This is a genomic window from Spongiibacter sp. UBA1325, assembly GCF_002306875.1.
In the GTDB taxonomy this organism is placed as follows: Bacteria; Pseudomonadota; Gammaproteobacteria; order Pseudomonadales; family Spongiibacteraceae; genus Spongiibacter; species Spongiibacter marinus.
Genome location: NZ_DBTD01000009.1, coordinates 598,088 through 622,762, shown reverse-complemented (window position 1 = coordinate 622,762; position 24,675 = coordinate 598,088). Strand labels below are relative to the sequence as shown.

The window sequence follows — 24,675 nt, the reverse complement described above, 5'->3', positions numbered from 1 at the left end:
AATGCCTTAATTTTCACGCGCTACAGATACGTCAAATCCATGTGTTTTCAATAACGCATGGCGCTTAGCTTTATCCAGATCTCCCGCCACCATCTCCGCACACATTTCCTCCACAGTAATCTCCGGCTCCCAGCCTAATTTTTCCTTTGCTTTAGAAGGGTCGCCGAGCAGAGTCTCTACTTCTGCCGGGCGGAAATAACGCGGATCTACGCGAACAATGACATCCCCTTTATTCACCTCAGGCGCCAAAACATTATCAACCTCTACCACCGTCGCTATTTCATCCACGCCTGAGCCCGAAAACTCAAGTGTAATTCCTGCCTCATTCGCGGACATGCGAACGAACTCTCGTACGGAGATCTGCTTTCCTGTAGCTATAACAAAGTCTTCCGCTTGCTTTTGCTGAAGCATCATCCACTGCATGCGCACGTAGTCCTTTGCATGCCCCCAATCCCTTAGCGCATCCATATTCCCCAGGTACAAACAAGATTCTAGACCCATGGCAATATTTGCAATGCCGCGGGTAATCTTGCGTGTAACGAATGTTTCACCGCGACGCGGTGACTCGTGGTTAAACAAAATGCCGTTGCATGCATACATGCCGTAGGATTCACGATAATTCACAGTTATCCAATATGCATACATTTTTGCCGCTGCGTAAGGTGAACGTGGATAAAACGGTGTCGTTTCTTTTTGAGGAATCTCCTGAACCAGGCCATAAAGTTCAGAGGTAGAAGCCTGATAGAAACGCGTTTTCTTCTCCAAACCAAGAAGCCGAATCGCCTCTAACAAACGTAGGGTGCCAATAGCATCGACATCGGCAGTATACTCAGGAGACTCAAACGACACAGCCACATGAGACTGAGCGCCTAGGTTGTAAACTTCATCAGGCTGCACTTCTTGCAAAATACGAGTCAGATTGGAGGTATCTGTCAAATCACCATAGTGAAGAATAAAATTTTGATTATCTACATGAGGGTCTTGATATATGTGATCGACCCGCTCTGAATTGAAGGACGAGGCTCGACGCTTTATTCCATGAACTTCGTAACCTTTATCCAAAAGAAATTCGGCCAAATACGAACCATCCTGCCCAGTGACACCGGTTATAACCGCCTTTTTCATAAAAACCTCAAATATCAAAAACGAAGAATATGTTTTCTTATTACCAAATAAATAAATTTTGAATTCGTATAAAAATATCTAGCAAATAATCTTTTCGGCTCGGAAAGCAACCTATACAACCATTCAAACCCAAGACGACTAATAAGCCTAGGTGCCGTTTTTTTATTTCCGGATATAAAGTCAAAAGCAGCTCCAACCCCGAATAAAACGCATTGAGTTTTGGGAGCTAAGCGATACATGAAAATTTCTTGCTTTGGGCAACCAAGTCCTACAAAAAGATAATCGACACCAAGCTCGTTGACATCAACAGCAATAGCATTAATCTCCTCATCAGAAAGCTCTCGAAAAGGGGGCGAGTATGCCAAAGCCACGTTAATAGTTGGATTAATTGATTGTAATCTATCTTTTAGATTAGCGAGGACATCTTGGGTTGAGCCAATAAAGCCGACTTTGACGCCTTCCTTCCCACAAAGCAAGAGCGTCGCATCTTCCCCTCGAATCTGACAAGAATCAACACCTAAAAGTCTTTGCAAAATAGATAGGGGGCGACCGTCAGGGCACACTATTGCCGCCGACTCCATTACTCTCGCAAAAAAAAGTGAGTCCGTATATTCCACAAGCATATGAGCATTCGCGAAGCAGACATACCCCCCGCCTTCATCGAGAACTTTCTCGACATTTTCAACAAACCTATCATGTGTACTGAAATTACTAACTGGGGCACCTATAATTCTCAACGCGCACCCCCCAAAACAGCACCTTCACCGAGAACACTTCTGATGTCAGCTTTTTTAAAAACCTCGCACTTACCACCAACTGTTAAATCTATAATTTCTCTACCTGACGACTCAAACGTCGAACGAGCTTTCGAATAAGCCAGCTCGCTCCTTAATAGATCTGGAAGCTGCCATTTTATACCTTTAGGAAAGTAATCAGGATGGAAATGATTTTTGTCCTCATCTGCCTCTCTAACTTCGGTTTTGTTCGGCACTCCCTTACTATCGAAATTATGATCAAGCCCAATTAAATATACTTTTTCAAACCCCATATAATATGCCAGCTGAAGACACACATACGTAACAGTACCGCCGGAGTATACTGTCTTCTTGATATCACTAGAGAAACCATCGGTAACTGAAAGCGAGCAATTGACGTATTCTATATCATCCATAGGGGGGAATAATGAACGCTGAGACCAAGAAAAAACCTTCCTACAGCGGACACCCTGGAAATCTGCCGCAAATTGACTGAGAACCAGCTCATTTATACAAACTAGAATATCAGGCAAAAAGCCCCATTTTTCTTCCATCATGTAGCATCGGTTCATACCGATAACAAATTTATCTTCAAGTAACCGCATATTAATTTTATTAACAGACGGCCCATTAGCCACGATATAACACTCACACCCAGAGTACTTACCTCGTAATTCATCAATTCTATTATTTCTATAGCCATTTACATACCATGCTAAGATGTCGAAAATCCCGCTAAAACGGCGAGACAGAGCTTCGAAAACCCTTCGCACAGTAACATCTTTCAGCTTAACCCTTGACAAAACCCGCCCCTCTCTTTTGCGAAAAAATCGTCAAAAAACAAAAAATCAAAAAGTACAAATAAAAGAATAATTCGCTTCGACCAACAACCACCGCCTCGGTATTTCCATATAGCAATAGAAAATAGACCGAAACAAGCATCAACTTGGCTACAAGGCTATATTCATTACCATTCATGCTGACTCTTACGACGCCAACAACAATTAAACGAAACATCATCAGAAAACAAGCCAAGCCGAGAAACCCTACGTCATACAATATATGAAGATAAGAGTTGTGCATGCTCAGGTTCTTTGCATTTAGGTCATTTTCGAAATACCTGGCGAAGGAGCTACCCAAACCCACAACCCTATGCCCCTCATACCCATATCCAATCAATGAATTTATTGATAGAAAATCAAATTTGGAGACCGCCAAAGCCCATATTACACCGCGTGAATTTAAGGTGACGTCATTCTCACCTCTAACGAGACCTGGCAATAATTGGTACTCAACAACAAGCCCTACTGCGATAATTAGAAAGGGGGCTAATAATGGGCATAAAATAACGAACATGCTCGAAATTCGCGGATTTTTCCCCGCCAACATCACCATAAGATAGGAAAGAATGCCGTAAACAATTGCGCCTCTACCATCCACCAAAAGCAGCGCAACTCCTCCGAAAAGAAAACACGCGAAATAGAAAGCCCTACCCTCTTTACCGCCCAAGGTTAGCCCGGTAAAACCCATTACAGCCAAGAGCCCCGCTACTGGAGCGAAAGCATTTACACCATTTGACAGATAAAATTTAACGCGCTCCACCTGAACACCGAAAACCCCCAACAACTGCGCTCCACCGGAGCTGTAGTCCTCCAGCAAATTTTCGCTCCAACTTCCTTTTATGCCAGCTGCATACAGAAAAAGGGATATACAAACGTAAAACAATAGGGGTGAAATTATAAACTTAGCCACCCCCATAGAAGAAATATGATGACGAACAGCGTGGCGCCCCCATACACCCACACCAACAATTATGCTTAAAATCATCACCAAAAACACAATGCCATTGAGGTAGTATGAAGGCGACCTAATATAGGAAACGATTGAAACAAAAAGATATAGACCAAAGATGACGCCAGCGACACCCTTATATCTAACTAGTCGCCCATTACCAACTATAGCCAAAGCAATCGAGACAGCAACTATTACAGATATAGGAAAAACCTTGCCATATCCCAAAAATAAATTATGCATCTGGAATACAGATATAAGAGAGAACGCCCAAATGACTAAAAGAATTTTCAAAATCCGACCATGCCCATTATACCGAAAATCAACAAATAGATAGAGGACGGATAAATACAAACCTTTAAATAGTACCCCCTCAAAGATCCATAGACAGATGAAGCACGTGGATGCAAAATTAGAAAGTTACATAGAATTATTGCGAACGCATAGCCCATCAGAAAACTATAAAAGCTACCAAAGACATAGATTGGAATAGCTGTTACAAATGCGACCATTGAATTATACCTATGCCACAGTATGTGGTTTGTCATAGAATACATTTGCATAAGCACTCCAATTGCACGCTCTAACGAAACACAAGCACACAACAAAAGCCACATACGAGGCTCGAACACATTTTTTACTACTGCACTTTCATACACTTCATATACAAAAATAGAGGCAATGGATGCTAAACCAAAGAGCAACTGCATTTTAAAGGCCATTTTCATACCAAATTCCATGGCCTGCTTTGGACCAGAAGAATAAAACCTCTGGGAAATATCCGGTATTCGAGAATAGAATACAGCCTGTGAAAATGAGGCTATAGCCCTAGCTATTTGCATTAAATATATTACAGTCAACCCCTGCGAAAGCGGGAGGTTTGTGGAGAAATATATTCCAACAGCCTGATAAAATATCAAAGAAAAAAATATACCGATTCCAGACTGGACCGAAATTTTTAGGACACGGAAAAAAACTATATTTACATCCTTTTTCCGGCAGCTATTTTTTTTCTCCCTTCTTTCCCTCATAATCAGCAATGAAATAAAGACCCCACCCTGATACAACAGGCATATACTAGGCAAACTTGCCTCGCCTAATAGAGTTAATATTATTACAGCCAAAAATGATACAACTAGAACTGACGCGCTTATCAGGTTCGCCTTAGCCACCTGACCATCTCCGCACATCAAAACGAAGTTTTTGAGCATCAACAAATTCAAAGGTGCAAAAGCGAGCATGATCATAAACACAAGCATTTTTTGCTCTTTGTCTTGATAGTATTCTGGGTAACTAACAAACCCCCACCATCCGAAGATACAAATCAAAACGAATAGCAGAATCGACAACGCCAAATAAGCCCGCCCTGCAGCCGCTTTGATCAGCCCGCCTCCTCTATCACTTCTACGAGAGCCTGACGCCCTATTTCCCAAAATAGCCGACAGCGCCACACCACTCCGAGCGCCACTGATAAGCCTTATAAAGGTTTGGGAGAAACCGAAGTCAAGCAACCCTTGAATCATGAAGCACGATACGAGAAACGCCCAATAGAGCAACTGCTCCTCAGCCAACCCAAGACTTAGCACCGGCGTTAGAAAAATCAGGAATAGCGATCTAGCAACCAGATTGAATGCCGTCATTAAAAAAGGCGAGCTCAAGTATTTCATGATGCATTTATCGTTATATCTACAAAGGCACTTCACAAGAAGGGTCCGATAAGCACGATCGAATTCCGCCGGAAAAGTCAATGACGGAACCATTCAAAAATCCCAACTTGTCGCTCACCAATCTATAAACAAACAAAGCCAATTCATTGGGGCTGCCAACATTGCCCACAGGATGGTATCTTGCCAACTTTTCGTACTGACCCATGTCCAGCTTAAAACCAGCCCGCAACATATCTGTATCCAATGCTGCGGGGGCAATCATATTTACCTTGACTCGCTCTCCAACCTCGACTGCCAACGACTTTGTCATTACCTCTAGAGCGCCTTTGGACATGGAATATGCGACGAAGCCTTTTTTTGTCAGGCTGGCATGTATACTTCCAATATTGATGATTACACCACTGGATTCCTCCAAAAAAGGTAGGCAAAACTTAGAAATCACGAAAGGAGCTATTAAGTTAACACTTAGGGACTTCTGTATATCTAGAACCGTTAACTCCTCAACCGCCTTAATTATTTGTAAGGCTGAGTTATTAACTACGCCCTCCAACTGATAAGCCGATATGGTGCCTGATAGCTCTTCTATTAATCTAGCCTGAGACTTCTGACATGCGGCTAATTCGATAAAATCGGACTTTATAAAGTGATCACAGCCAGCAAAGTCTTCATCTTTATCTACACCTATTACAGCATAGCCTTCAGTTGAAAATTTATATTTCAGAGCTCGCCCGACACCTCCATTTGTACCTGTTATCAATACCGCTTTCTTCATGCCTCGGCACCCAAAAAATCTGCCAAGTGGCCAATCGCTCTGGAATTAGTTTTTTCTACAGCATCTATCGTATTCGAGCTATTGTGTGACCCCAGTATGCACAATGGGTGCTTTCGCAAGTAGCTATTATGAGGAAGTGGTTCTACTTCAAACACATCCAGCGCCGCCGAATGAATCAATCCATTTTGAAGCGAGCATTCCAGCGCGGCCTGGTCGATCAAGGGACCTCGCGCTACGTTAACTATACGCGCACCCGGTTTGCATTTATTGATAACGCTTGCGTTAAACATGTGATGGTTATGCTTGTTTAACGCACAGGTGAATACGATGAAGTCACACTCTTCAACCCCGTCAGGCCATGCCTTAAGAGAGGCGACTTTGGGGTCTATCTTTTTCACACCTGGGTCCCAAACTATTGACTTCATACCACAAGCATTAAGACGTTTCACCGCATTCGAACCGATATCGCCGAAACCAACTACGCCTACAGTTTTATTTTCTAACGATATACCTCGATTTTTAGGCCAGTGCCCTTCTCGAATCCCCCGATCAATGGCAAACGTCTCTCTGGCAAGAGCAATAACGTAACCTAATGCTACATCCGCCACCTCTGCTCCGAACATATTCGGCGTATTTGTGATAGGTATACCCAGCTCACGGCAAGCATCGAAGTCAACATTGTCTACACCAATCCCCCATTTAACTGCCGCCTTTAAACGCCCACCCTTACCAGCCTTAAATACTTCTGCTGTTGCTGGGTCATCGCCAATAATCCAGCCATCAACAGTAGGAACCAATTCTATTAGCTCCTCGACTGATAGGGTCTGGGTCACTTCAGGGCAAACTGCTTCAAAACCTATAGACTCCAATAGGGGAATAAATTGTTCCTTCATACCCAGCATGGGTGGACATGTAACCAATATCTTCATGGCTTACCTACTTAATTAGATGTATAGATAGCAACTGCTTCAGCCATCGCCCAGTCTTCTGGCTCATCGATATCAATGGACTCAAGTGGCGGCGTGACAAATAGCTGGGGAGCTTTTCCAATTCTAGCGTTTGTTTTCGAGAAGGATTCTCTATTAAAAACGTATAAACACGAATTCTCCTCAAACCAGGGTTCTAGATCTTGAGTCCTAACTAGCTCGTCTGGGTTGTGATTAACAGGACTCATATCTTCACGATAAAACCGGGTTTGTATTTTATTCACGGAAAACAGCGAGTCGTAGTTTGGGAAGCCACTCTCGTATGCTCGTAGCGCGCGCTCAATTGTTTCCGATGAAATCAACGGATTAGTTGTATGGGTCATCAAGTACGCATCCGCCTCAACGGCCTCAATATCATCAGCTAAAATAAGGTTCATCGATACGAAATCACCGCACAGCTCCGGCTTTCTCTGCCTGATAATTACGCGATCTGATTCAATCAGCCCATTTTCCATGAGAATCTCTTTCGCATCGGTGTTAATAACCACGCATGAGACATCATCAACAGAGAGCAGTGCATCGAGTATCCATTGAAAGAGGGGCTTTCCTGCAAGCGGCCTGAAATTTTTTCCTTTTACTCTTTCGCTATTTGCCTTCATGGGCAACAAGGCGACTATCTTTTTTTTGCTCATAGTGCTTACTTTCCACATCTTTCGGATAAAAATATCTAAATTTCATTTCTTGAGAAGCTTTTCTATGCTGATGGTTGCCTTTATAAGTTCCCCAATACTGCATTAGCCGGAATAAGAATATCGAGCCGAGCTCTTGAAAAAGGCATTTTTTGTCAATAGCTGATGCCATATCTTGAAATACCCCTGCCCAAAAAAATCGAAAGAAATCTGAGAGGTGAAAATGTACGCCCGGCTCTATTCGCTGCAAGGCATAGGCCTCCCGTTCATAGCGGATTCGCAACTGCCCCCAAGATTCGTCGTGAATATGATAAACCGGCGCGTCAGACATATAGGATACTCTTCCGCCCTGTTCGACGAGCTGCTTAGCCAGGTACATATCCTCTAACCCCGTCAACTCCTCATTAAATTTGTACTTCTCCCACGCTTCCCGCGTAACTGCGGCATTTGCGTTATTACAGAAATAGCCATTTTGAGGTGACTTTGAATATGTGGGGTAGAATTTCGAAAATAATTCATTCTCTGAAAATTTCGTCGTATCTCTGGCAACTTGCATGCCGTAGCTATAATCGGCAACGCCTTCGTCCAAAGGGGAAATTAAATTCTCAAGCCAGGATACCGAAGCAGGTATACAGTGGCCGCTCACAAAGAGCAGAAAATCCCCTCTCGCAAACTCACAGCCTATATTCAGCGAGCGGCCAAATGTGAACTCCTGCTTTTTAATATGGGTGATCCTGCATTGATACTTGTTAGCAATTTCAAGCGTCCGATCAGTCGACCCTGAATCTACAATTACAACTTCCACTTCATATTTTTCGGTCTCCTGGGCACGGATAGACTGCAGCAATTCTTCTAGATATCGCTCTTCATTAAGCGTACGTATAACAACGCTCGCGATTTTTCGCATTCCAACAAACTCCTACCCAACTGATTTTAAGCAAGCTATCAGCGTTTTTCCTGAAAGCGGGAACGCCGCCATTTGCTGATCGTCCATCCCATCGGATGCTGTGGTTATAAGCAGCTCATCCATTTTATCGCCCGCAACGGCACAACTCGTCGGCCGCAACGCTTTTAATGGCAACTCCGATAGCACACGCCCATCATCAAAAGACCTCAGCGCCACTCTTGCCCCATCCCATTCAGCATTAAACATTCCCACCTCCCCCTGACATGATCCATCGGGAGTCGCATCGCCGTTAGAGCGGAATAATAGCTTTATATTCGCAATCTCATTTTCACGATAGTCAGCCACATACATCTCTTGCAAATATGAATCAGCAAAATAGATTTTTTTTCCGCAACTTGACCATAAGAATGTATTAGGTATACCTACGTTCGAAAGGAGCTTCCTTAAGCTGCCATCTTTTTCGAGCCTATATATCTCACCATGCCTCCCCGTCGGCTCCCACTCCATTGAGCCAAACACCACTCGCCCCTGTGGATCCGATCCCGCATCGTTGGTTCGAAAGCCGGGCTCAAGCGCTATTGGTAGAAGCTCCAAAATACGGCGGCTATCAAGATGATATTTTACAATACCCGCATCGCTAACTAGCGTAATACAAGCTGCATCTTCATTCCTGAGTATCGCCGATGGCGTGAAGTCAAAGTCATGGCAATCAAGCCTCTCACGCCTCTTTTCGTAAAGGCACCTCTTCAAGATATCTAGCCAGAGATATGACTGCCTTTCGTTATTCCAAAAGGCAGATTCCCCAAGAACACATTGGGTTTCATCAAGGACAAATATATTCATTGCTACTAGTATGCAGTCGAGCTTGCAAACCCTTTGAATAGAGTCATAAAGACGATTTTGACGTCAAACCATATTGACCACCGAGAAATGTACTCCAAATCAAACTCAACTCTTTTTTCCATTTTCTCCAGCGTATCTGTTTCACCACGCCAACCATTTATTTGCGCCCATCCAGTAATACCTGGCTTAACTAAGTGGCGCTGCATATAGCCATCAATTTTGTCGCGATAGAGCTCGTTGTGAGCCACAGCATGAGGACGAGGGCCAACAATGCTCATGGAGCCTTGAAGGACATTTATGAATTGGGGAAGTTCATCTAATGATGTTTTACGGATAAATGCGCCCACTTTTGTGACACGCGCATCGCCCTTGGTAGCCTGCTTCACCACATCACCGTTATCGCAAGTGGTCATACTGCGGAATTTCCAAACTTCAATTTCTTCACCATTGATACCGTAACGGCGCTGCTTGAAGATAATAGGGCCGGGCGAAGTGAACTTAACCGCTGCCGCAATAATGAGCATAGGGATTGCAATTAAGCATAAGATGATGGAGCTAAGCACTACATCCTCAATACGCTTTACTGCTGAATCGAAGGAGTCAAATGGCGTATCATATACGCTAACAACCGGCAAACCACCAATCTCGCGACTGCGAGCATTTAGCATTTTAAAGGTGAATAGGTCCGGCACTACGTGCACACAGCATGAGCTGTTGGAAAGTTCTTCCACCAATTCTTTGATGGTTTCTTCTTCACGCATGGGCAGTGCAATGTATATATCGTCAACACTGCCTGCACGAGCTTCTTGCTTTAAGGCATCGATATTACCGATGACCTGCAACTTTTCACCACCCTTTTCTTCCGGCAGTGGATGGCTACCGATACTCACGCGGTTGTCGTAGAAACCAGAGATATCTATGCCCATCCACGGGCTGCCGAGAATGCTGCGCGCCAAACTTAAGCCTGGCTCTTTGGCTCCTACTATGGCGATACGGCGAGTGTTTACCCCCACTCGACGGAACTCGCGCATGATGATGCGCGCAGAAACACGATAAAAGCTGATGGATACAGGCACGGCAATCGCCCACGCCACCATCACGCCACCACTGTAGCGTTCGGTCATATCGAATAGGAAAACGATGGTCAGCAATACGCCAATAACCAGCGTCCAGGTGAGGAAAACAGCTCGCACCTCACCGAATAAGGAGTGGCCACGCCACGAAAGGTAGAGGCCGTTTTTATTTGCCAAGATATGGAAACAAATGGACGTAAGGAAAGCCGCCATTTGCTGAGGCACATCCCACGTGTAACCCGCAATGTAGACGAATGCCGCAAGAAGCCCCCACGTTAGCAAGACATCAAATAGCTGATGCATGGCAACCAGCATTGAATGATGCTGACGAATGAAGCCTCCGTGCCGGACGGATCCGGACGCTTGAACTGGGTTAGTATTCACAGCAATTCCCTCGCTTGATATCGCTGGCCGCTAACATAAATGTATGCTCGGTGTTTAACGTGCTGGCGCCCTTTGCCAAGTGCACTACCTCCATTAGCCGGGGGATATTTCTCACACCACAATCGGGCGTTTACTTACACCTCGAAAACCAGCTTTCTTACTTGAACACATTGGAAGGGGGCGTTATTTTGCGCCACATCAGTGCAAAAGCCAACCTCAAATCTCTAACAAGATGACATAGTGACAAGATTGGCGCGGCGCAGAGGTGCGAAGCTCACCGCCCCACCCTGCGCCTGGCATCGCGTTATGATGCAGGTTTTACGCCAACGTTGACTGAGCACCCGGTTTGCCGAGCTCGCTTTGTTACGGCGCGTAGTGTGACAGCGAAATGCTACGGTTTGGTTAATTTGTGTGGAGTGTTGAGAGGGTCCGGGGGTATAGAACGGCAGCATTGGAGGCGCGCAGGCATAGCGCAGGGACAAAGGCCGTGGCACGGCCTTCTGCCCAAGACATTCTCTTCGGTATCGGGCTCGGCGTCCTACAAAAGCCCTTGTATTCGTCATTCGCGATTAAAACCGCTCCTACAATGTCGCGAGGCACACCGTCCTACAACGCCTCGGGCGCGCCGACCCAGGGAAGCAGCACTGGGTTGGTGCACTGAGTTGTTGGGCGGGTTGTTTTGGTGCGGGCGTGAATGCGCTGAGGGTTGGCCGATGTAAAGTGTGGTCGCGGACATGGGTACGCAGCCCTACTGGAATCCCTCAGATACATCATTCGCGGTTAACTGCGTGCCCCGCGACCGCAGGGAGTGTCTTGGGTAAACCGCTCCTACAACAGCTCCCGGACACTTCGGTCGCGGTCAGGCCCGCTACCCAAGACACTCCCTACGGTCATGGGGCACGCTGCCCTACGAAAACTAGGGGCATGCAGGGTGGCTATGGGGCGATATTGGCAATGTCGTGACATTGTCACAGTTCGTTGGCATGATCCTTGTCCTTCTTGTTACGTCACGCGTATGATTGCGGCGCATTCGCCTGTTCGGAATATTGGCGTTGTGAACAGCGGCGTGGGGTGTTCGCGTAATTTCTAAAAAGGATGGAATTCCAAGGCATGTTGATTGGCCAGCGGTGTAAAGCGTTTTCTTTGTCTGCCTGTTTACTGGCCGCCAGTGCTATGGCGCCTTCTATTGCCAGCGCAAAGCCTTGGATTGGGCCAAACGAGCTGGATTTGCGCCACCATATTGAGTTGCTTTCCAGCACCGGCATTATTACCGCACCAACCACTCAATGGCCACTGATGTGGGGCAGTATTTTACCTGACCTGAAGCGTGCCCAAGCCCGCAATATTAGTGCGCTGGAACGCCAGGCACTGGACGCTTTGTTAGCCCGCTTTGAGCAGGAGCGCAAACCCTTTAGCGCCAGTATTGAACTTGCTCACAGCGAGCAGGAGCGCCGATTTTTAACCGGCTTCGGCGACAGCAACAATGCCCCCGAATACGGCGCTGTTTCCGCTGAATTTATGAGCAGCAGTTGGGCAGGCGAGTTGCGCCTCAGCTATGACATTCCCGATGCGCCGCGCGAACACCGCCGGTTAGATGGCAGCTATCTTGCACGGGCCTTTGGCAATTGGGGCGTAACGCTGGGCGCCATTGACCGCTGGTGGGGCGCCGGCTGGCAGAGCAGTTTGTTGCTTTCCAACAATGCGCGGCCGGTTCCAGGCATTAGCCTGCAACGCAACCGCGCCCATGAGTTTGAAACGCCGCTGTTGAGCTGGCTTGGCCCTTGGCAACTGCAGGCCTTTGCTGGCCAGCTGGAAGGCGAACGCGCGGTACCCGGCGCAAAATTATTAGGAATGCGTGTAGCGGTTAAGCCCGCACAGTGGCTGGAAATTGCTGCCAGCCGCACCGCCCAGTGGGGTGGCGATGGCCGCGATGAGAACTTTTCCAGTTTTAAGGATCTTATGCTGGGTAATGACAACCGCGGGGACGGCGGACTTACCCAGGAAAATGAGCCGGGCAATCAGCTGGCCGGTTTTGATGTAAAGGTGCTGTGGGCGACGCCTTGGGGCAATCAAGGCGCTTACATCCAGCATATTGGCGAAGATGAAAGCGGCTACCAACCCTCTCGCTTAACCCATGTAGTGGGCCTGAATGGCTTATTTGCAATTGAAAAGCACCGCCTGCACTGGTTTTTAGAGCGCACCCAAACCACAGCGGGCGCATTAATTGGCGATGAGCGCAGTAACTACGTGTATGAACATGCCATTTACAAGAATGGCTACCGCTACAAGGGCCGCGCCATTGGTGCCAGTATCGACAACGACAGCGAGCTGGATACTCTCGGCGTGGACTGGATGCTGCCGGACGGTAGCCGTTGGTCATTGCGCTACTCCGATGTTGCCTTAAATATTGATGGCGGCGGCCGAAAGGGCTCACCCGCCTCTCGCAGCCAGGGTGAAGGCAATACCTTGGAAATTAGTTACAGCCAGCAATTTGGTGGCTTGAACGCCGAAGTGGGCTACATCAAAGTGGATGATGGCCTGCAACTGTATAACTACGACCATGGCATTGAGAGCGCCTTCATAGAAGCGCGCTATCGCTGGTAATCGCGACGATACGACTCGTACAGAAAATTAAAACATTATTTATGGACTAGCTGGCAGCACGGGGCCAGCGGTGTAAGCAAGGGTTAGGGAATGAAAGTGAAAAATTTGCTTGCCAGCGCATTGGTGCTGAGCTGCGCAGCATGCACGGTAGTACCGGGCAGTAATATGAGCCGCATGAACTCGGTGTGGTTTGACGATACCCCAGAGGATTACCCCCCCGCCGAAACCGAGATTCGCTACATTCCCATTAACGCGACCCTGCTCGCCAATATGAACGCCCCCGCCGCTCGCCAAGCAACGCTGAGCAGTGACTTGGAGCAGCAACTTAACGACTACCAATACCGCGTTGGCCCCGGCGATGTGCTGACCATTACCGTGTGGGAACACCCCGAACTAACGATTCCTGCGGGTTCCTTCCGCACCGCCGCTGAGGGCGGGAACGAGGTGAAGGCCGACGGTACGGTGTTCTACCCCTATGCCGGCGAGCTGCAAGTGAATGGCCTGACAACTGCCGAAATTAAGGTGCAGTTGGAACAAAAGCTGGCCTCGGTAATTAAGCGCCCGCAAGTCGATGTGCGCGTGGCCGATTTCAGAAGCCAGCGCGTTTACGTGAGTGGCGCAGTTCGTCAGCCCGGCGTTGTGCCAGTCACCAAAATTCCGCTCACACTGATCGACGCCATTGAGCAGTTGGGCGGCCTCGCCAACAACGCCTCGTGGGGCGACATTCAACTAACGCGCAATGGTGAAACCCAGAGCATCTCGCTGCGCTCGCTCTATGAAACCGGCGCCTGGAGTGAAAACCTGCTGCTGCAACACGGCGACCTGATTCACGTGCCACGCAATGACGCCGACAAAGTCTTTGTACTCGGCGAAGTTAACCGGCCGCAGGGCATTCTTATGTCCCGCACAGGCACCAGCCTGGCTGAGGCACTGGCCAGCGCCAATGGCATTAATGAAAACCGCGCCGACGGCCGCGGTATATACGTGCTGCGCAACACCGGGGTAAGCCGCGACGAAGACGGCATGCCCGTTTATAACGCCACCATCTACCACCTAAACGCAGCCTCTGCCGTTGGCTTTATGCTGGCTGATAAGTTCACGCTGTCGCCACGCGATATTGTGTATGTGTCACCCGCGCCGATCACGCGTTGGAACCGCTTCTTGAGCCAGTTGCTGCCGAGCGTTTCGGCTGTGGGTGTTATCGACGATTTGGGTGATAACAACAACTGATACTCAATAGACATCTAGATAGAAAGAAACGTTTAAACACTATCAGCATGACGCTGAGCTCGCTGGAAATTATTACATGAGTACACAATCACCGACTGCGCCGCCTCAGTCTTCGAGCACTGACGATGAAATAGACCTGTTGGCTCTGATCGGCACCCTTTGGGACAACAAAAACCTGATCATCGCCATTACATCTGTATTTACAATTTTGGGTGTAGCCTACGCGCTTCTCGCTACGCCGATATACCAAGCCACAGCAATTATACAGGTAGAAGAAAAGCAGCCCGGTCTGCCCGGCATGAGCGACATTACTGAAATGCTCGGCAGTGAATCTGAAGCCGTTACAGAAATAGAGCTTATTAAGAGCCGAAGTGTTGTCGGCTCTACCGTAGATAAACTGCACCTAGCGATCGAAGCCGAACCGGTATACGCACCAATATTGGGCAGCGCCATTGCGAGGAAGTTTAAAGGTGAGGACGGTGAACTCGCCACGCCTATTTTAGGACTGGATCAATATGCCTGGGGAGGCGAGAAGCTAGCAATTACTGAGTTGGATGTACCTGACGCCTTCTATGGCGAAGAGCTGGAGCTGATCGCTAAAGAAAGTGGCAGCTACCAATTATTTGGGCCAAAGGGAACCCCGATACTGGAAGGTAGAACCGGTGAAAAGCGTGTTGAATCCGGTTTCAGTATTTACGTGCAATCATTGAACGGCAGGCCAGGAACTCGCTTCAGCGTAATTAAGCACCGCCGCCTTAGCGCTATTATTGAGCTGCAAGAGGAGCTAGGCGCTTCGGAACGCGGTAAAGACTCCGGCATCATTGCCCTGGCTTTTGAACATAAGTCGCCGGAGTTTGCCGAGGATATACTTAACACTATTTCGCAGTTCTATGTTCGCCAAAACGTAGAGCGCCAATCTGCAGAGGCATCGAAGAGTTTAGAGTTTCTCCGTAAGCAATTGCCTATTATCAAAAAAGATCTGGAGAAAGCAGAGGCAGAATTTAATAGCTATCAGGTCAAAGCAGGGTCGGTAAATATTAGTGCAGAAGCTGAGGCGTTGCTTGAACAAGTTGTAGAAATTGAGACCAGCATCTCTGAGCTTCAATTAAAGCAAGCAGAACTGGACAGACTGTATACCCGCGATCACCCGAACTACCAAGCTTGGCGCGACCAAATGGCGGAGCTTCAATCGCGCAAAAACCAGATGGACAAGCGTATAAAGGGCTTGCCTGGTACACAGCAGGAATTGCTAGGGCTGAAACGCGACCTAGAAGTCGGGACCGAAATCTATACACAGCTGCTGAACAGCATCCAAGAATTGGACATTATTCGCGCGGGAACTGTCGGGAACGTGAGAGTAGTTGATGATGCCGCGGTCGATGTTGAAGAGCCCGTTAAACCCAAAAAAGCTCTGATTGTGGCGATTGCCACGCTTCTGGGCGGATTTCTCTCCGTAGCCTTGGTATTGGTGCGCTCAGCGCTGAATCGGGGTGTTGAAAACCCCGATGACATCGAGGCTATTGGCCTGCCGGTATATACCAGCATTCCGCTTTCCGATGAGCAGCGTAAGCTCGATGGTGCGGGCAAACGTCGTCAAGCCATTCGCAAGAAACAGAAGAACCAGCACCCACACGACTTGCTGGCCCACAAAAACCCGACCGATATCGCTGTAGAAAGCCTGCGCAACCTGCGCACCAGCCTGCACTTTGCCATGCTGGAAGCTGAAAACAATGTGATGATGATCTCCGGCCCCAGCCCCAATGTGGGTAAGTCGTTTGTTTCGGGTAACCTTGCGGCGGTAGTTGCTCAGGCCGGTCAGCGCGTACTACTGATCGATATGGACCTTCGCAAAGGCTATATGCACAAGATGTTTGGCATGCAGCCAGATAACGGTGTGAGCGACGTATTGGGCAAGCGCATTAGCGTTCAAGAAGCGATAAAACCGACACGCGTTGGCGAGCTGTTTGTCATGCCTCGTGGGGTGATTCCTCCCAACCCGTCGGAATTGCTAATGAGCCAACAACTGACTGATCTGCTCAATGAAGTAAAAGAACAGTTTGACTTGGTTATTGTCGATACCCCGCCAATTATGGCCGTTACCGATGCCGCCATTGTGGGTCGCCAGTGTGGTGTGACCATGATCGTTGCCCGCTTTGGCCTGAACCCAATTAAAGAGCTGGAAGTGACTAAACAGCGCTTCGAACAAAACGGCATTACCGTGAAGGGCGTTGTCCTTAACGCCGTAGAGCGCCGTGCGTCGGGTTATGGCTACGGCTACGGGTATGGTTACTACCACTACGAATACAAGTCGGATAAGTAGTATAGGCGTGGCACGGCCTGCGTTTTGTAGGCCGTAGCCGCGAATTATCACCGTAGGAGCGGGCCTGACCGCGACCAAAATCCCATCCGTGCCATTCGTTTCGGTCGCCTTCGGGCGGGCTGGCCACAGCACTCGCTCTGCTCGCGGGCCACGCTGTCCTACTAGGGGCCACACTACCCACCCTATATTCACCCCACGTTCGCCGTTCGTGTAGGACAGCGTGCCCCATGACCGCAGGGAATGGTTTGGTTAACGGGCCTGACCGCGCCCCCCTAAACTATAAATACACCGCGTCCCACAGCGCATATTGACCAAGATCGTCAACCAATCCTGCGCGAAGTGGGTTGGCAATGATATATCGCGCCGCTGCGCGCAGGTCTTCGTCGCGGCGCGAGGCGTGATCATAGAAACCGGGTTGCCAGATTTTTGCTGAGGGGCAATTTAGAGTGTGATTTATCTGGTTTTAACTCGCTGAACGACTTCTGAAAGGCTTCGATCTTTTAGCTCAAAAAGCCAGTGAAAGTGGTCAGGCATTACAACATGGGCCAAAGTATGTGCGTACGGTGACGAACAGATTGATCGTGAAACGCAACGACCTAGCTGGAGGTTGTGGAAGAGACTTTGTCGCTGCCACGTCACCGTTGTGACCATGTAGGTTTGGCCCATTATTGAGCGCCGTCCCGTTCGTAGCGCATAACCACGCGATATTTTTTTCGGCATGAGCACGTCCTTGTGTCAGGCATTTTTTATAAATTAGCAGTTTTGTTGAAAACCTGCCTTTAGGGCCGCTATGAAACCATTGTAATTCGCAGTTTTATTGGGCCTGACCGAGATTGATTCCACACGCTACCGTTCGTTCCGGTCGCCCTCAGGCGGGCTCCTACAAGGGACACGATGCCCTACACCAAAATGTACGCCAACCGTAGGAGCGGGCCTGACCGCGACCAGTTCTACTCAATCGGTCAATTTCTGGTATTTGGCGAGGAGTTGTTCTTCAGTTTCGATGTGGTTGGGGTCGAGGGGAATGCAGTCTACGGGGCAGACTTGCTGGCATTGGGGTTCGTCGAAGTGGCCGACGCATTCGGTGCAGCGGGCGGGATCGATTTCGTAGATTTCCTCGCCCATATAGATCGCTTCGTTAGGGCACTCTGGCTCGCATACGTCGCAGTTGATGCATTCGTCGGTGATCAGCAGTGCCATGCTATTGCCGTTACTTGCGTGAGAAGCGGGCGTTGAGTGCCACCATGACGTTGTCGGGCACGAAACGTGAAACGTCGCCGCCCATGCTGGCAATTTCGCGCAGCAGTGAGGAGGAGACGTAAGAGAGGGACTCACCAGGGGTCAGGAATACGGTTTCCAGATTCGGTGCCAGCGCGCGGTTCATGTTGGCTAACTGCAGTTCGTACTCGTAGTCAGCCACGGTACGTACGCCGCGCAAAATACTGTGGCAGTTTTGCTCTTGCGCCAGTTCCACGGTCAGTCCGGTGAAGCTGCACACTTCGATATTCGGCAAGTGGGAAAGCGCTTCGGCACACAGTTCCATGCGCTCTTGCAAGGCGAACATCGGCTGCTTTTTCTCGCTGTTCGCGACAGCGAGCACAACGGTGTCGAACAGTTTGCTGGCGCGCTCTACCAGATCGATATGACCGCGGGTGATCGGGTCGAAAGTACCTGGGTATACGATGCGTTTCATAAGTCACCGGATTGCAATTAAGGCGGCAGATGGTATCGAATTCACCGAATACGAACAAGCGCGGCGCTCAGGCTTCTTCCCCGGTCTGGTACAGATCGTCCCACTTGGGGTTAATACTGTCGATTAAGGCGGTTTTGCGGCGGTGGGAGTATTCCTTAATTTGTTTCTCTCGCATATAGGCCTGTTCGAGGTCTTCAAAAAGCTCAAAATACACGAGCTCGAATACCTCTTTGCGAATGTCGCCCAAGGCCTGGCGATAGTCATGGAGGTGTTGTCGTAAATTGGCGGCAACACCACTGTGCAGGCTGCCACTTTCTCGGTTCGCTAAAATATACACAGCGGGGAGCTGTTCTAACATCGTAATCCCTTCCCTAGGTCGCTATCGTTTGCGTCTTATTGTTATGGTTGTACCGATCTCGTTTCCTTCCCTGGATACCGACACCAATTCCTGGCGCGCGATAACGGTTCGGTACCGCAAGTGAAACTGATCATAAACAAAGCTCGCGCGCTATGTCACCCCTTGACAAAATTGTGAGGCCACCACTGGGTTTGCGCTACACTGGCCCACGGCGAGCATTTCCCACCGCGGTACTGGAGGATAATTTGTTGAAAGCGCACAAAACCTTGCTGACATTGCTTTGGTTATGCCTGGGCATGTTCGCTCACGCCAGCGACCCCCTTATTGTTCCGGAAGCAGCGAGCGGCTTCGGCCAAATTAAGTCGGCGCGATACCAAACCGCCATGGCGGTTACCGCGAACCCTCATGCCAGTGACGCCGCGAAATGGGTGCTGCAAAAAGGTGGCTCCGCGGTCGACGCGGCCATTGCGGCGCAATTGGTGCTCGGCTTGGTTGAACCGCAGTCGTCTGGCATTGGCGGCGGTGCCTTTATGCTTCATTGGCAGGCACAGCGCGGGGTGCTGGAGAGTTGGGACGGCAGGGAAACCGCGCCAGCCACCGCCAACGACACGTATTTTTTACAGGCCGATGGCACGCCCATGCGTTTTTTCGACGCCGTGATTGGCGGCCGCTCGGTGGGCGTACCCGGCGTATTGGCAATGCTGGAATCTGCCCATCGCGCTCATGGCAAACTGCCTTGGGCGACACTGTTTGAGCCAGCAATTCGCCTTGCCAAGCAGGGTTTTGCAGTATCAGAACGCCTGCATATTTTACTTGAGCGAATGCCGAAGGTGGCCGTAAACCCCTATATTCAACGCTACTTTTTTACGCGCGCAGACGGCGGTTGGCAGCCTAAGCCAGTGGGGCATGTACTGAAGAACCCCGCTTACGCTGCGACACTAGGTCGCATACAAAAACACGGCAGCGAGGATTTTTATCGCGGCAAGCTCGCCCAGGCCATTGTCGATGCCGTTCGCAATGACCCAAATAGTGCCGGTGAGCTCACCCTGCAAGACATGGCGAATTACCGTGCGATTAAGCGCGACGCACTGTGCGCGCCCTTCCGGGAGTACTCGGTATGTGGCGCACCGCCGCCGTCGTCAGGGGCAACCACGGTACTGGCCATTCTGGGAATGCTAGACGCATACGAACAACGCATGGGCTTGCGCGCCGATTGGCAGCACGGTTTTATTGAGGCCTCGCGCTTGGCCTTCGCCGACCGCAACCACTACGTGGGCGACCCAGCCTTTGTCGAGGTACCCAGCCAAGCAATGGTAGACAGCGACTACCTGCGCCAGCGCGCAACGCTGATCGATAACGCCACCGTCCTCGCAGACGTGAAGCCCGGCAACCCGGCAGCAGCCCCCAAACGCCGCTCGGCCTCGTCGCCTGAACTCCCCTCCACCACCCATTTCAGCATTGTTGACCGCTGGGGAAATGTGGTGAGTATGACCAGCAGCATTGAAACTGCTTTCGGGTCCCGCGTGATGGTAGGGGGTTTTCTACTGAACAATCAGCTCACGGACTTTTCATTCTCGCCGCTGAGCAATGACGGGGCACTGGTTGCCAACCGTGTTGCCGCTGGTAAACGGCCACGCTCGTCTATGGCTCCCACCATTGTGTTTAAAAACCAGGAACCTGTTTTGGCGCTGGGTAGCCCCGGTGGAGCGCGTATTATCGACTATGTTGCGGCTAGCCTGTACCGCATCCTTGCGCTCAATATGCCCGTGGGCGAGGCCATCGCCGAAGGTCACATCATTGCCATGGGGCGTGGCGTGGAGATGGAAAGCGGCAAAGCCGACCCCGCCACGGTGGCAAGGATGCGCGGCAGAGGCCACCCCGTAACACTGCGCGACCAAACCAGCGGTCTGCATGTTATTCACCTTACCGAGCAGGGCTTACTGGGCGGTGCCGACCCCCGGCGCGAGGGCAGTATTGCCGGGTTTTAAGTCGTCATTATGGCTCGCGCGATAAACCAGCCGAGGGTTTTGTAGGAGCGGGCCTGACCGCGATTGATTCCAATCCCTAGCGTTCGTTCTGGTCGCCCTCAGGCGGGCTGGCCACAGCACTCGCTCCACTCGCGGGCCACACTGTCCTACGAAAAACACCGCCCGGTTCCAGCACACAACCTGATCCGTGCCTCATACCCTGTATAACAGCGTGCCCCGCGACCGCAGGGAGTGCTTTGGGTAAGTCGCGCCTACGAAAACACGCTAGGTAGTCAGGCACGTAGGAGCGGGCCTGACCGCGATTGACTCCAATCCCTAGCGTTCGTTCTGGTCGCCCTCAGGCGGGCTCCTACGAAAACACGCTACGCAATCAGGCAGGTCTCGCACTGCTCGCGGCTAGCGCTGGCAGCGTGAGCAAAAAACGGTACTGCGCTGGGCCTGGCGGATTTCTTTTAGCGCCCCTGCGCAGGTTGGGCAGGGTAAGCCCGCGCGGCCGTACACTAGCAGTTCTTGTTTAAAGTAGCCGGGGCGGCCATCCCCGCCCACAAAATCTTTCAAGGTAGTGCCACCTTGGGCAATGGCTTTCTCCAGCACTTGCTTTACGCACATGACCAGGCGCTGGTAGCGCGCTTTGCTGATACTGCCTGCCTCGCGGTCCGGCCGTATACCGGCCATGAACAGTGCTTCATTGGCGTAGATGTTACCCACGCCGACAACCACCCTGCCGTCCATCAGCAGGGTTTTCACCGGAACCTTACGCCCCTTTGCTCGGCTAAATAGGTAGCCTGCATTAAAATCCTCGGACAGCGGCTCGGGGCCCAGGTGCGAAAGTAAATGGTGTTCTGAGGCTTCGCCGCCAAGCCACAACACCGCGCCAAAGCGGCGGGGGTCGGTGTAGCGAAGCAGCTGGCCGCTGTCGAGGGCAAAATCCACGTGATCGTGCTTGGCTGCAGGCGTTCCGGCTGGCACAAAATACAAACGCCCAGACATACCCAAATGCACCATGAGACTGCCCTGATCCAGTTCGACCAGTACGTACTTCGCCCGTCGATTCACGCTGTGAACCGTTTGGTTGCGCAGTAATTCATTAAGGTTGTCGGGCACCGGCCAGCGCAGTTGCGGTTGACGCACCGTTGCCTGGGTGAAAACTCGCCCCTGTAAGTGGGGGCGAATGCCCCGGCATACCGTTTCGACCTCTGGAAGTTCTGGCACAGCGCTACCTCGTATTTGCGTGGGCCAATTCTACCGAAAATATTGCTGATGATCTTTTGAGGTTTCGCGCTCCGAACCTTCGCGACTAACAGCGTGCTTTACGCAGTGTAGGAGCGGGCCTGACCGCGATTAATCCAACCCCTACCGTTCGTTCTGGTCGCCCTCAGGCGGGCTCCTACAAAAACACCGCTTTGTTCCAGCACACCACATGGTCCGTGCCTCATACCTTGTAGGAAGGTGCCTGACCTGCGCTATCCAATAATGACTTATGGCGCTGAAGCCGCGACAATATCGCTTTTTTGGATACGCGTATTCCTATGTCATCACTGTGTTTATTGGGCGTCGATACAGGCGGCACGTTTACTGATTTTGTTGCAGTGGATGGCAGCGGCATACGCTTGCACAAATGTTTGTCGACGCCGGACCAACCCGAGCGCGCAATCTTGCAGGGTATTCGCGCACTGGGCCTGGAAGACCGTATCCAAGATGGTTCGTTAACTGTGGTCCACGGCTCCACGGTGGCCACCAATGCCGCGCTGGAAGGCAAGGGCGTGCGCACGGCGTATATAACAAACCGCGGCTTTGCCGATGTGCTGAGCATTGGCCGACAAACCCGCCGTGAGTTGTATAACTTGTGTCCGGCACCCGTCGCGCCGCCGGTTCCCGCCGAGCTGTGTTTGGAGGTGGACTGCCGGGTGGATGCCCAGGGAAAAGTATTGAAGGCTTTGTCCCCTTCAGAGCTTGAGACACTACGAGAACAACTCGCCGAGCTACAGCCCGAAGCGGTCGCGATTAATCTGCTGTTTTCCTTCCTCAACGACGCCGACGAAAAAGCCATTGCTGCCGCCCTGCCCGACCACCTGTTTTGTTCCCGCTCCAGCGAAGTACTGCCGGAATACAAGGAGTATGAGCGCGGCATGGCAACCTGGCTCAATGCCTGGCTGGGGCCAAAGGTGCAGGGCTATTTGCAGCGTTTGCAGGCGGCCATGCCGCGCACGCCGCTGGCGATCATGCAATCGTCCGGTGGCACCTTAGATGCCACCAACGCGGCAAAACGCGCAGTAAATTTATTGCTTTCCGGGCCCGCCGGGGGCTTGGCAGCAGCCCGCCAACTCGGTCGGATACTGAACCGGCATGCGCTGATTACGTTCGATATGGGCGGCACATCCAGCGATGTCGCGTTGATTGATGGCGATATTGCCCTGACCACCGAGGGCCATATCGGCCCTTACCCCGTCGCGGTACCGATGGTGGACATGCACACCATCGGCGCTGGTGGCGGCTCTATTGCCCACTTGGATGAAGGCGGCCTGCTGCGCGTTGGCCCGGAATCGGCGGGAGCCTCCCCCGGCCCCGCCTGCTACGGCAAGGGCGGGCTGCGCGCTACAGTGACCGATGCCAATGTGGTGCTCGGCCGCTTACCCGATGACGCCCGCCTGGGCGGAAAACTGCCGCTGCAACGTGACGCGGCAACGGCCGCCGTCGCGGCCCTGGCCAGTGAGCTTGGCTTGTCGGTAGAAGACACGGCCGCCGGCATTATTGATATTGCTAACGAGCACATGGTGCGGGCCTTGCGGGTCATTTCCCTGCAGCGCGGCTACGACCCCGCTGAGTTTAGTTTGTGCTGCTTTGGCGGCGCCGGCGGTTTGCATGTTTGCGCGCTGGCCGAGGCACTGGGCACCAACGAGGTCATTATTCCCAACTATGGCGGGGTATTTTCCGCTTTGGGAATGCTGCTGGCCCCGCGAGAGCGACAACTTTCCCGAACGCTTAACCAGGCCCTGGCCACCCTTTCCAGCGATGCATTAGCGCAAGCCTTTGCCGACCTTCGCGATGAAGGCCAGAAGGCCCTCACCGATGAAGGGGTAGCAAGCGATGCCATACAGGCACAAGCCAGTTTGGACCTGTGTTATCAGGGACAGTCCTACACCTTGAATCTGCCTTTTGACGGCAGTATTGAAGACTGCGAAGAGGCCTTCCACCGCGCCCACGCCAAGCGCTACGGCCACCGTTTAGGGCTGCCGGTACAATTGGTGAACTTGCGTCTTGCCCTGCGCGCGCCCGCCGCATTACAGGCGTTGCCGCCACACCAAGGGCAGGCGCAGCGCGAACCCAGCCACCAGCGTGTTGCCTTTATCAGCCAGCCGGTGCCCCGCTACCAACGCGAACAGCTGCAGCCCGGCGACGTACTGGCCGGGCCCGCGCTCATCTGCGAGGCGGTGGCCACAACCTGGCTGGCCGAGGGCTGGCAAGCCCGGCTCGACCCACAAGGTCACTTGCTGCTCATGCGCATCGCGCCATGACATCTGCGTTGGCTCACGCTACAGTGAAAGCCGTC

20 protein-coding genes are annotated in these 24,675 nt (G+C 50.9%); 5 read left to right on the top strand and 15 right to left on the bottom strand.

Going from position 1 to position 24,675, the window contains the following annotated elements; translation table 11 throughout:
* Positions 1 to 6 precede the first annotated feature (6 nt).
* From gmd to B3K78_RS11350, 11 genes are read right to left on the bottom strand one after another with little or no spacing between them, the layout of a single operon-like run.
* Positions 7 to 1,125: a GDP-mannose 4,6-dehydratase gene (gene gmd, locus B3K78_RS11400; RefSeq protein WP_286695561.1), complete on the bottom strand. Its 1,119-nt coding sequence runs from the start codon at positions 1,123 to 1,125 to the stop codon at positions 7 to 9.
* A gap of 14 nt (positions 1,126 to 1,139) precedes the next feature.
* On the bottom strand, positions 1,140 to 1,862 hold the full coding sequence (locus tag B3K78_RS11395) for a WecB/TagA/CpsF family glycosyltransferase (RefSeq protein WP_286695560.1): 723 nt from the start codon (positions 1,860 to 1,862) through the stop codon (positions 1,140 to 1,142).
* The gene (locus B3K78_RS11390) at positions 1,859 to 2,683 is read right to left on the bottom strand and encodes a 6-hydroxymethylpterin diphosphokinase MptE-like protein (RefSeq protein WP_286695559.1); all 825 of its coding nucleotides are present in this window, start codon (positions 2,681 to 2,683) and stop codon (positions 1,859 to 1,861) included. The genes B3K78_RS11395 and B3K78_RS11390 overlap by 4 nt, the downstream gene beginning before the upstream one ends.
* Positions 2,670 to 3,965, bottom strand: a complete 1,296-nt coding sequence (locus B3K78_RS11385; RefSeq protein ID WP_286695558.1) for an O-antigen ligase family protein — start codon at positions 3,963 to 3,965, stop codon at positions 2,670 to 2,672. Before B3K78_RS11385 ends, B3K78_RS11390 begins: the two co-directional genes overlap by 14 nt.
* Entirely contained in the window at positions 3,962 to 5,338 is a 1,377-nt protein-coding gene (locus B3K78_RS11380) for a hypothetical protein (RefSeq protein ID WP_286695557.1), read from the bottom strand. Before B3K78_RS11380 ends, B3K78_RS11385 begins: the two co-directional genes overlap by 4 nt.
* A gap of 19 nt (positions 5,339 to 5,357) precedes the next feature.
* Positions 5,358 to 6,110, bottom strand: coding sequence for an SDR family NAD(P)-dependent oxidoreductase (locus B3K78_RS11375; protein ID WP_286695556.1), 753 nt, complete (start codon positions 6,108 to 6,110; stop codon positions 5,358 to 5,360).
* Entirely contained in the window at positions 6,107 to 7,039 is a 933-nt protein-coding gene (locus B3K78_RS11370; RefSeq protein WP_286695555.1) for a phosphoglycerate dehydrogenase, read from the bottom strand. Before B3K78_RS11370 ends, B3K78_RS11375 begins: the two co-directional genes overlap by 4 nt.
* An 11-nt stretch (positions 7,040 to 7,050) precedes the next feature.
* Entirely contained in the window at positions 7,051 to 7,728 is a 678-nt protein-coding gene (locus B3K78_RS11365) for an acylneuraminate cytidylyltransferase family protein (protein ID WP_286695554.1), read from the bottom strand.
* Positions 7,682 to 8,632 (bottom strand): glycosyltransferase family 2 protein, encoded by a 951-nt coding sequence (locus B3K78_RS11360; RefSeq protein ID WP_286695553.1) that lies wholly within the window; start codon positions 8,630 to 8,632, stop codon positions 7,682 to 7,684. The genes B3K78_RS11365 and B3K78_RS11360 overlap by 47 nt, the downstream gene beginning before the upstream one ends.
* Before the next feature lie 12 nt (positions 8,633 to 8,644).
* Positions 8,645 to 9,475: an SMP-30/gluconolactonase/LRE family protein gene (locus B3K78_RS11355; protein ID WP_286695552.1), complete on the bottom strand. Its 831-nt coding sequence runs from the start codon at positions 9,473 to 9,475 to the stop codon at positions 8,645 to 8,647.
* 5 nt (positions 9,476 to 9,480) lie between these two features.
* The gene (locus tag B3K78_RS11350) at positions 9,481 to 10,863 is read right to left on the bottom strand and encodes an undecaprenyl-phosphate glucose phosphotransferase (RefSeq protein ID WP_286695551.1); all 1,383 of its coding nucleotides are present in this window, start codon (positions 10,861 to 10,863) and stop codon (positions 9,481 to 9,483) included.
* Positions 10,864 to 12,042: 1,179 nt separating this feature from the next.
* On the opposite strand from B3K78_RS11350, the gene B3K78_RS11345 reads away from it, so the two are divergent.
* From B3K78_RS11345 to B3K78_RS11335, 3 genes are all read left to right on the top strand, one after another.
* Positions 12,043 to 13,536 carry a capsule assembly Wzi family protein gene (locus tag B3K78_RS11345; RefSeq protein WP_286695550.1) on the top strand — a complete coding sequence of 498 codons (1,494 nt, stop codon included), beginning with the start codon at positions 12,043 to 12,045 and terminating at the stop codon, positions 13,534 to 13,536.
* A 90-nt stretch (positions 13,537 to 13,626) separates the two neighbouring features.
* On the top strand, positions 13,627 to 14,766 hold the full coding sequence (locus B3K78_RS11340) for a polysaccharide export protein (RefSeq protein ID WP_286695549.1): 1,140 nt from the start codon (positions 13,627 to 13,629) through the stop codon (positions 14,764 to 14,766).
* Positions 14,767 to 14,842: 76 nt separating this feature from the next.
* Positions 14,843 to 17,086: a polysaccharide biosynthesis tyrosine autokinase gene (locus tag B3K78_RS11335; RefSeq protein ID WP_286695548.1), complete on the top strand. Its 2,244-nt coding sequence runs from the start codon at positions 14,843 to 14,845 to the stop codon at positions 17,084 to 17,086.
* A gap of 954 nt (positions 17,087 to 18,040) precedes the next feature.
* Here the strand turns inward: B3K78_RS11335 and B3K78_RS11330 are convergent.
* From B3K78_RS11330 to B3K78_RS11320, 3 genes are all read right to left on the bottom strand, one after another.
* On the bottom strand, positions 18,041 to 18,286 hold the full coding sequence (locus tag B3K78_RS11330) for a YfhL family 4Fe-4S dicluster ferredoxin (protein WP_286695547.1): 246 nt from the start codon (positions 18,284 to 18,286) through the stop codon (positions 18,041 to 18,043).
* A gap of 10 nt (positions 18,287 to 18,296) precedes the next feature.
* Positions 18,297 to 18,779 carry a pantetheine-phosphate adenylyltransferase gene (gene coaD, locus B3K78_RS11325; protein ID WP_286695546.1) on the bottom strand — a complete coding sequence of 161 codons (483 nt, stop codon included), beginning with the start codon at positions 18,777 to 18,779 and terminating at the stop codon, positions 18,297 to 18,299.
* Between the two features lie 67 nt (positions 18,780 to 18,846).
* On the bottom strand, positions 18,847 to 19,137 hold the full coding sequence (locus B3K78_RS11320) for a GIY-YIG nuclease family protein (RefSeq protein ID WP_286695545.1): 291 nt from the start codon (positions 19,135 to 19,137) through the stop codon (positions 18,847 to 18,849).
* A gap of 248 nt (positions 19,138 to 19,385) precedes the next feature.
* Between B3K78_RS11320 and ggt the strand changes: the two genes are divergently transcribed.
* A complete protein-coding gene (gene ggt, locus B3K78_RS11315; RefSeq protein ID WP_286695544.1) occupies positions 19,386 to 21,125 on the top strand; it encodes a gamma-glutamyltransferase in 1,740 nt (579 codons plus the stop codon).
* A 396-nt stretch (positions 21,126 to 21,521) separates the two neighbouring features.
* Here ggt and mutM read toward each other — a convergent pair whose 3' ends face one another.
* Entirely contained in the window at positions 21,522 to 22,337 is an 816-nt protein-coding gene (gene mutM, locus B3K78_RS11310) for a bifunctional DNA-formamidopyrimidine glycosylase/DNA-(apurinic or apyrimidinic site) lyase (protein WP_286695543.1), read from the bottom strand.
* A 317-nt stretch (positions 22,338 to 22,654) separates the two neighbouring features.
* Here mutM and B3K78_RS11305 point away from each other — a divergent pair, with 317 nt between their 5' ends.
* The gene (locus B3K78_RS11305; RefSeq protein ID WP_286695542.1) at positions 22,655 to 24,640 is read left to right on the top strand and encodes a hydantoinase/oxoprolinase family protein; all 1,986 of its coding nucleotides are present in this window, start codon (positions 22,655 to 22,657) and stop codon (positions 24,638 to 24,640) included.
* Positions 24,641 to 24,675: the final 35 nt, after the last annotated feature.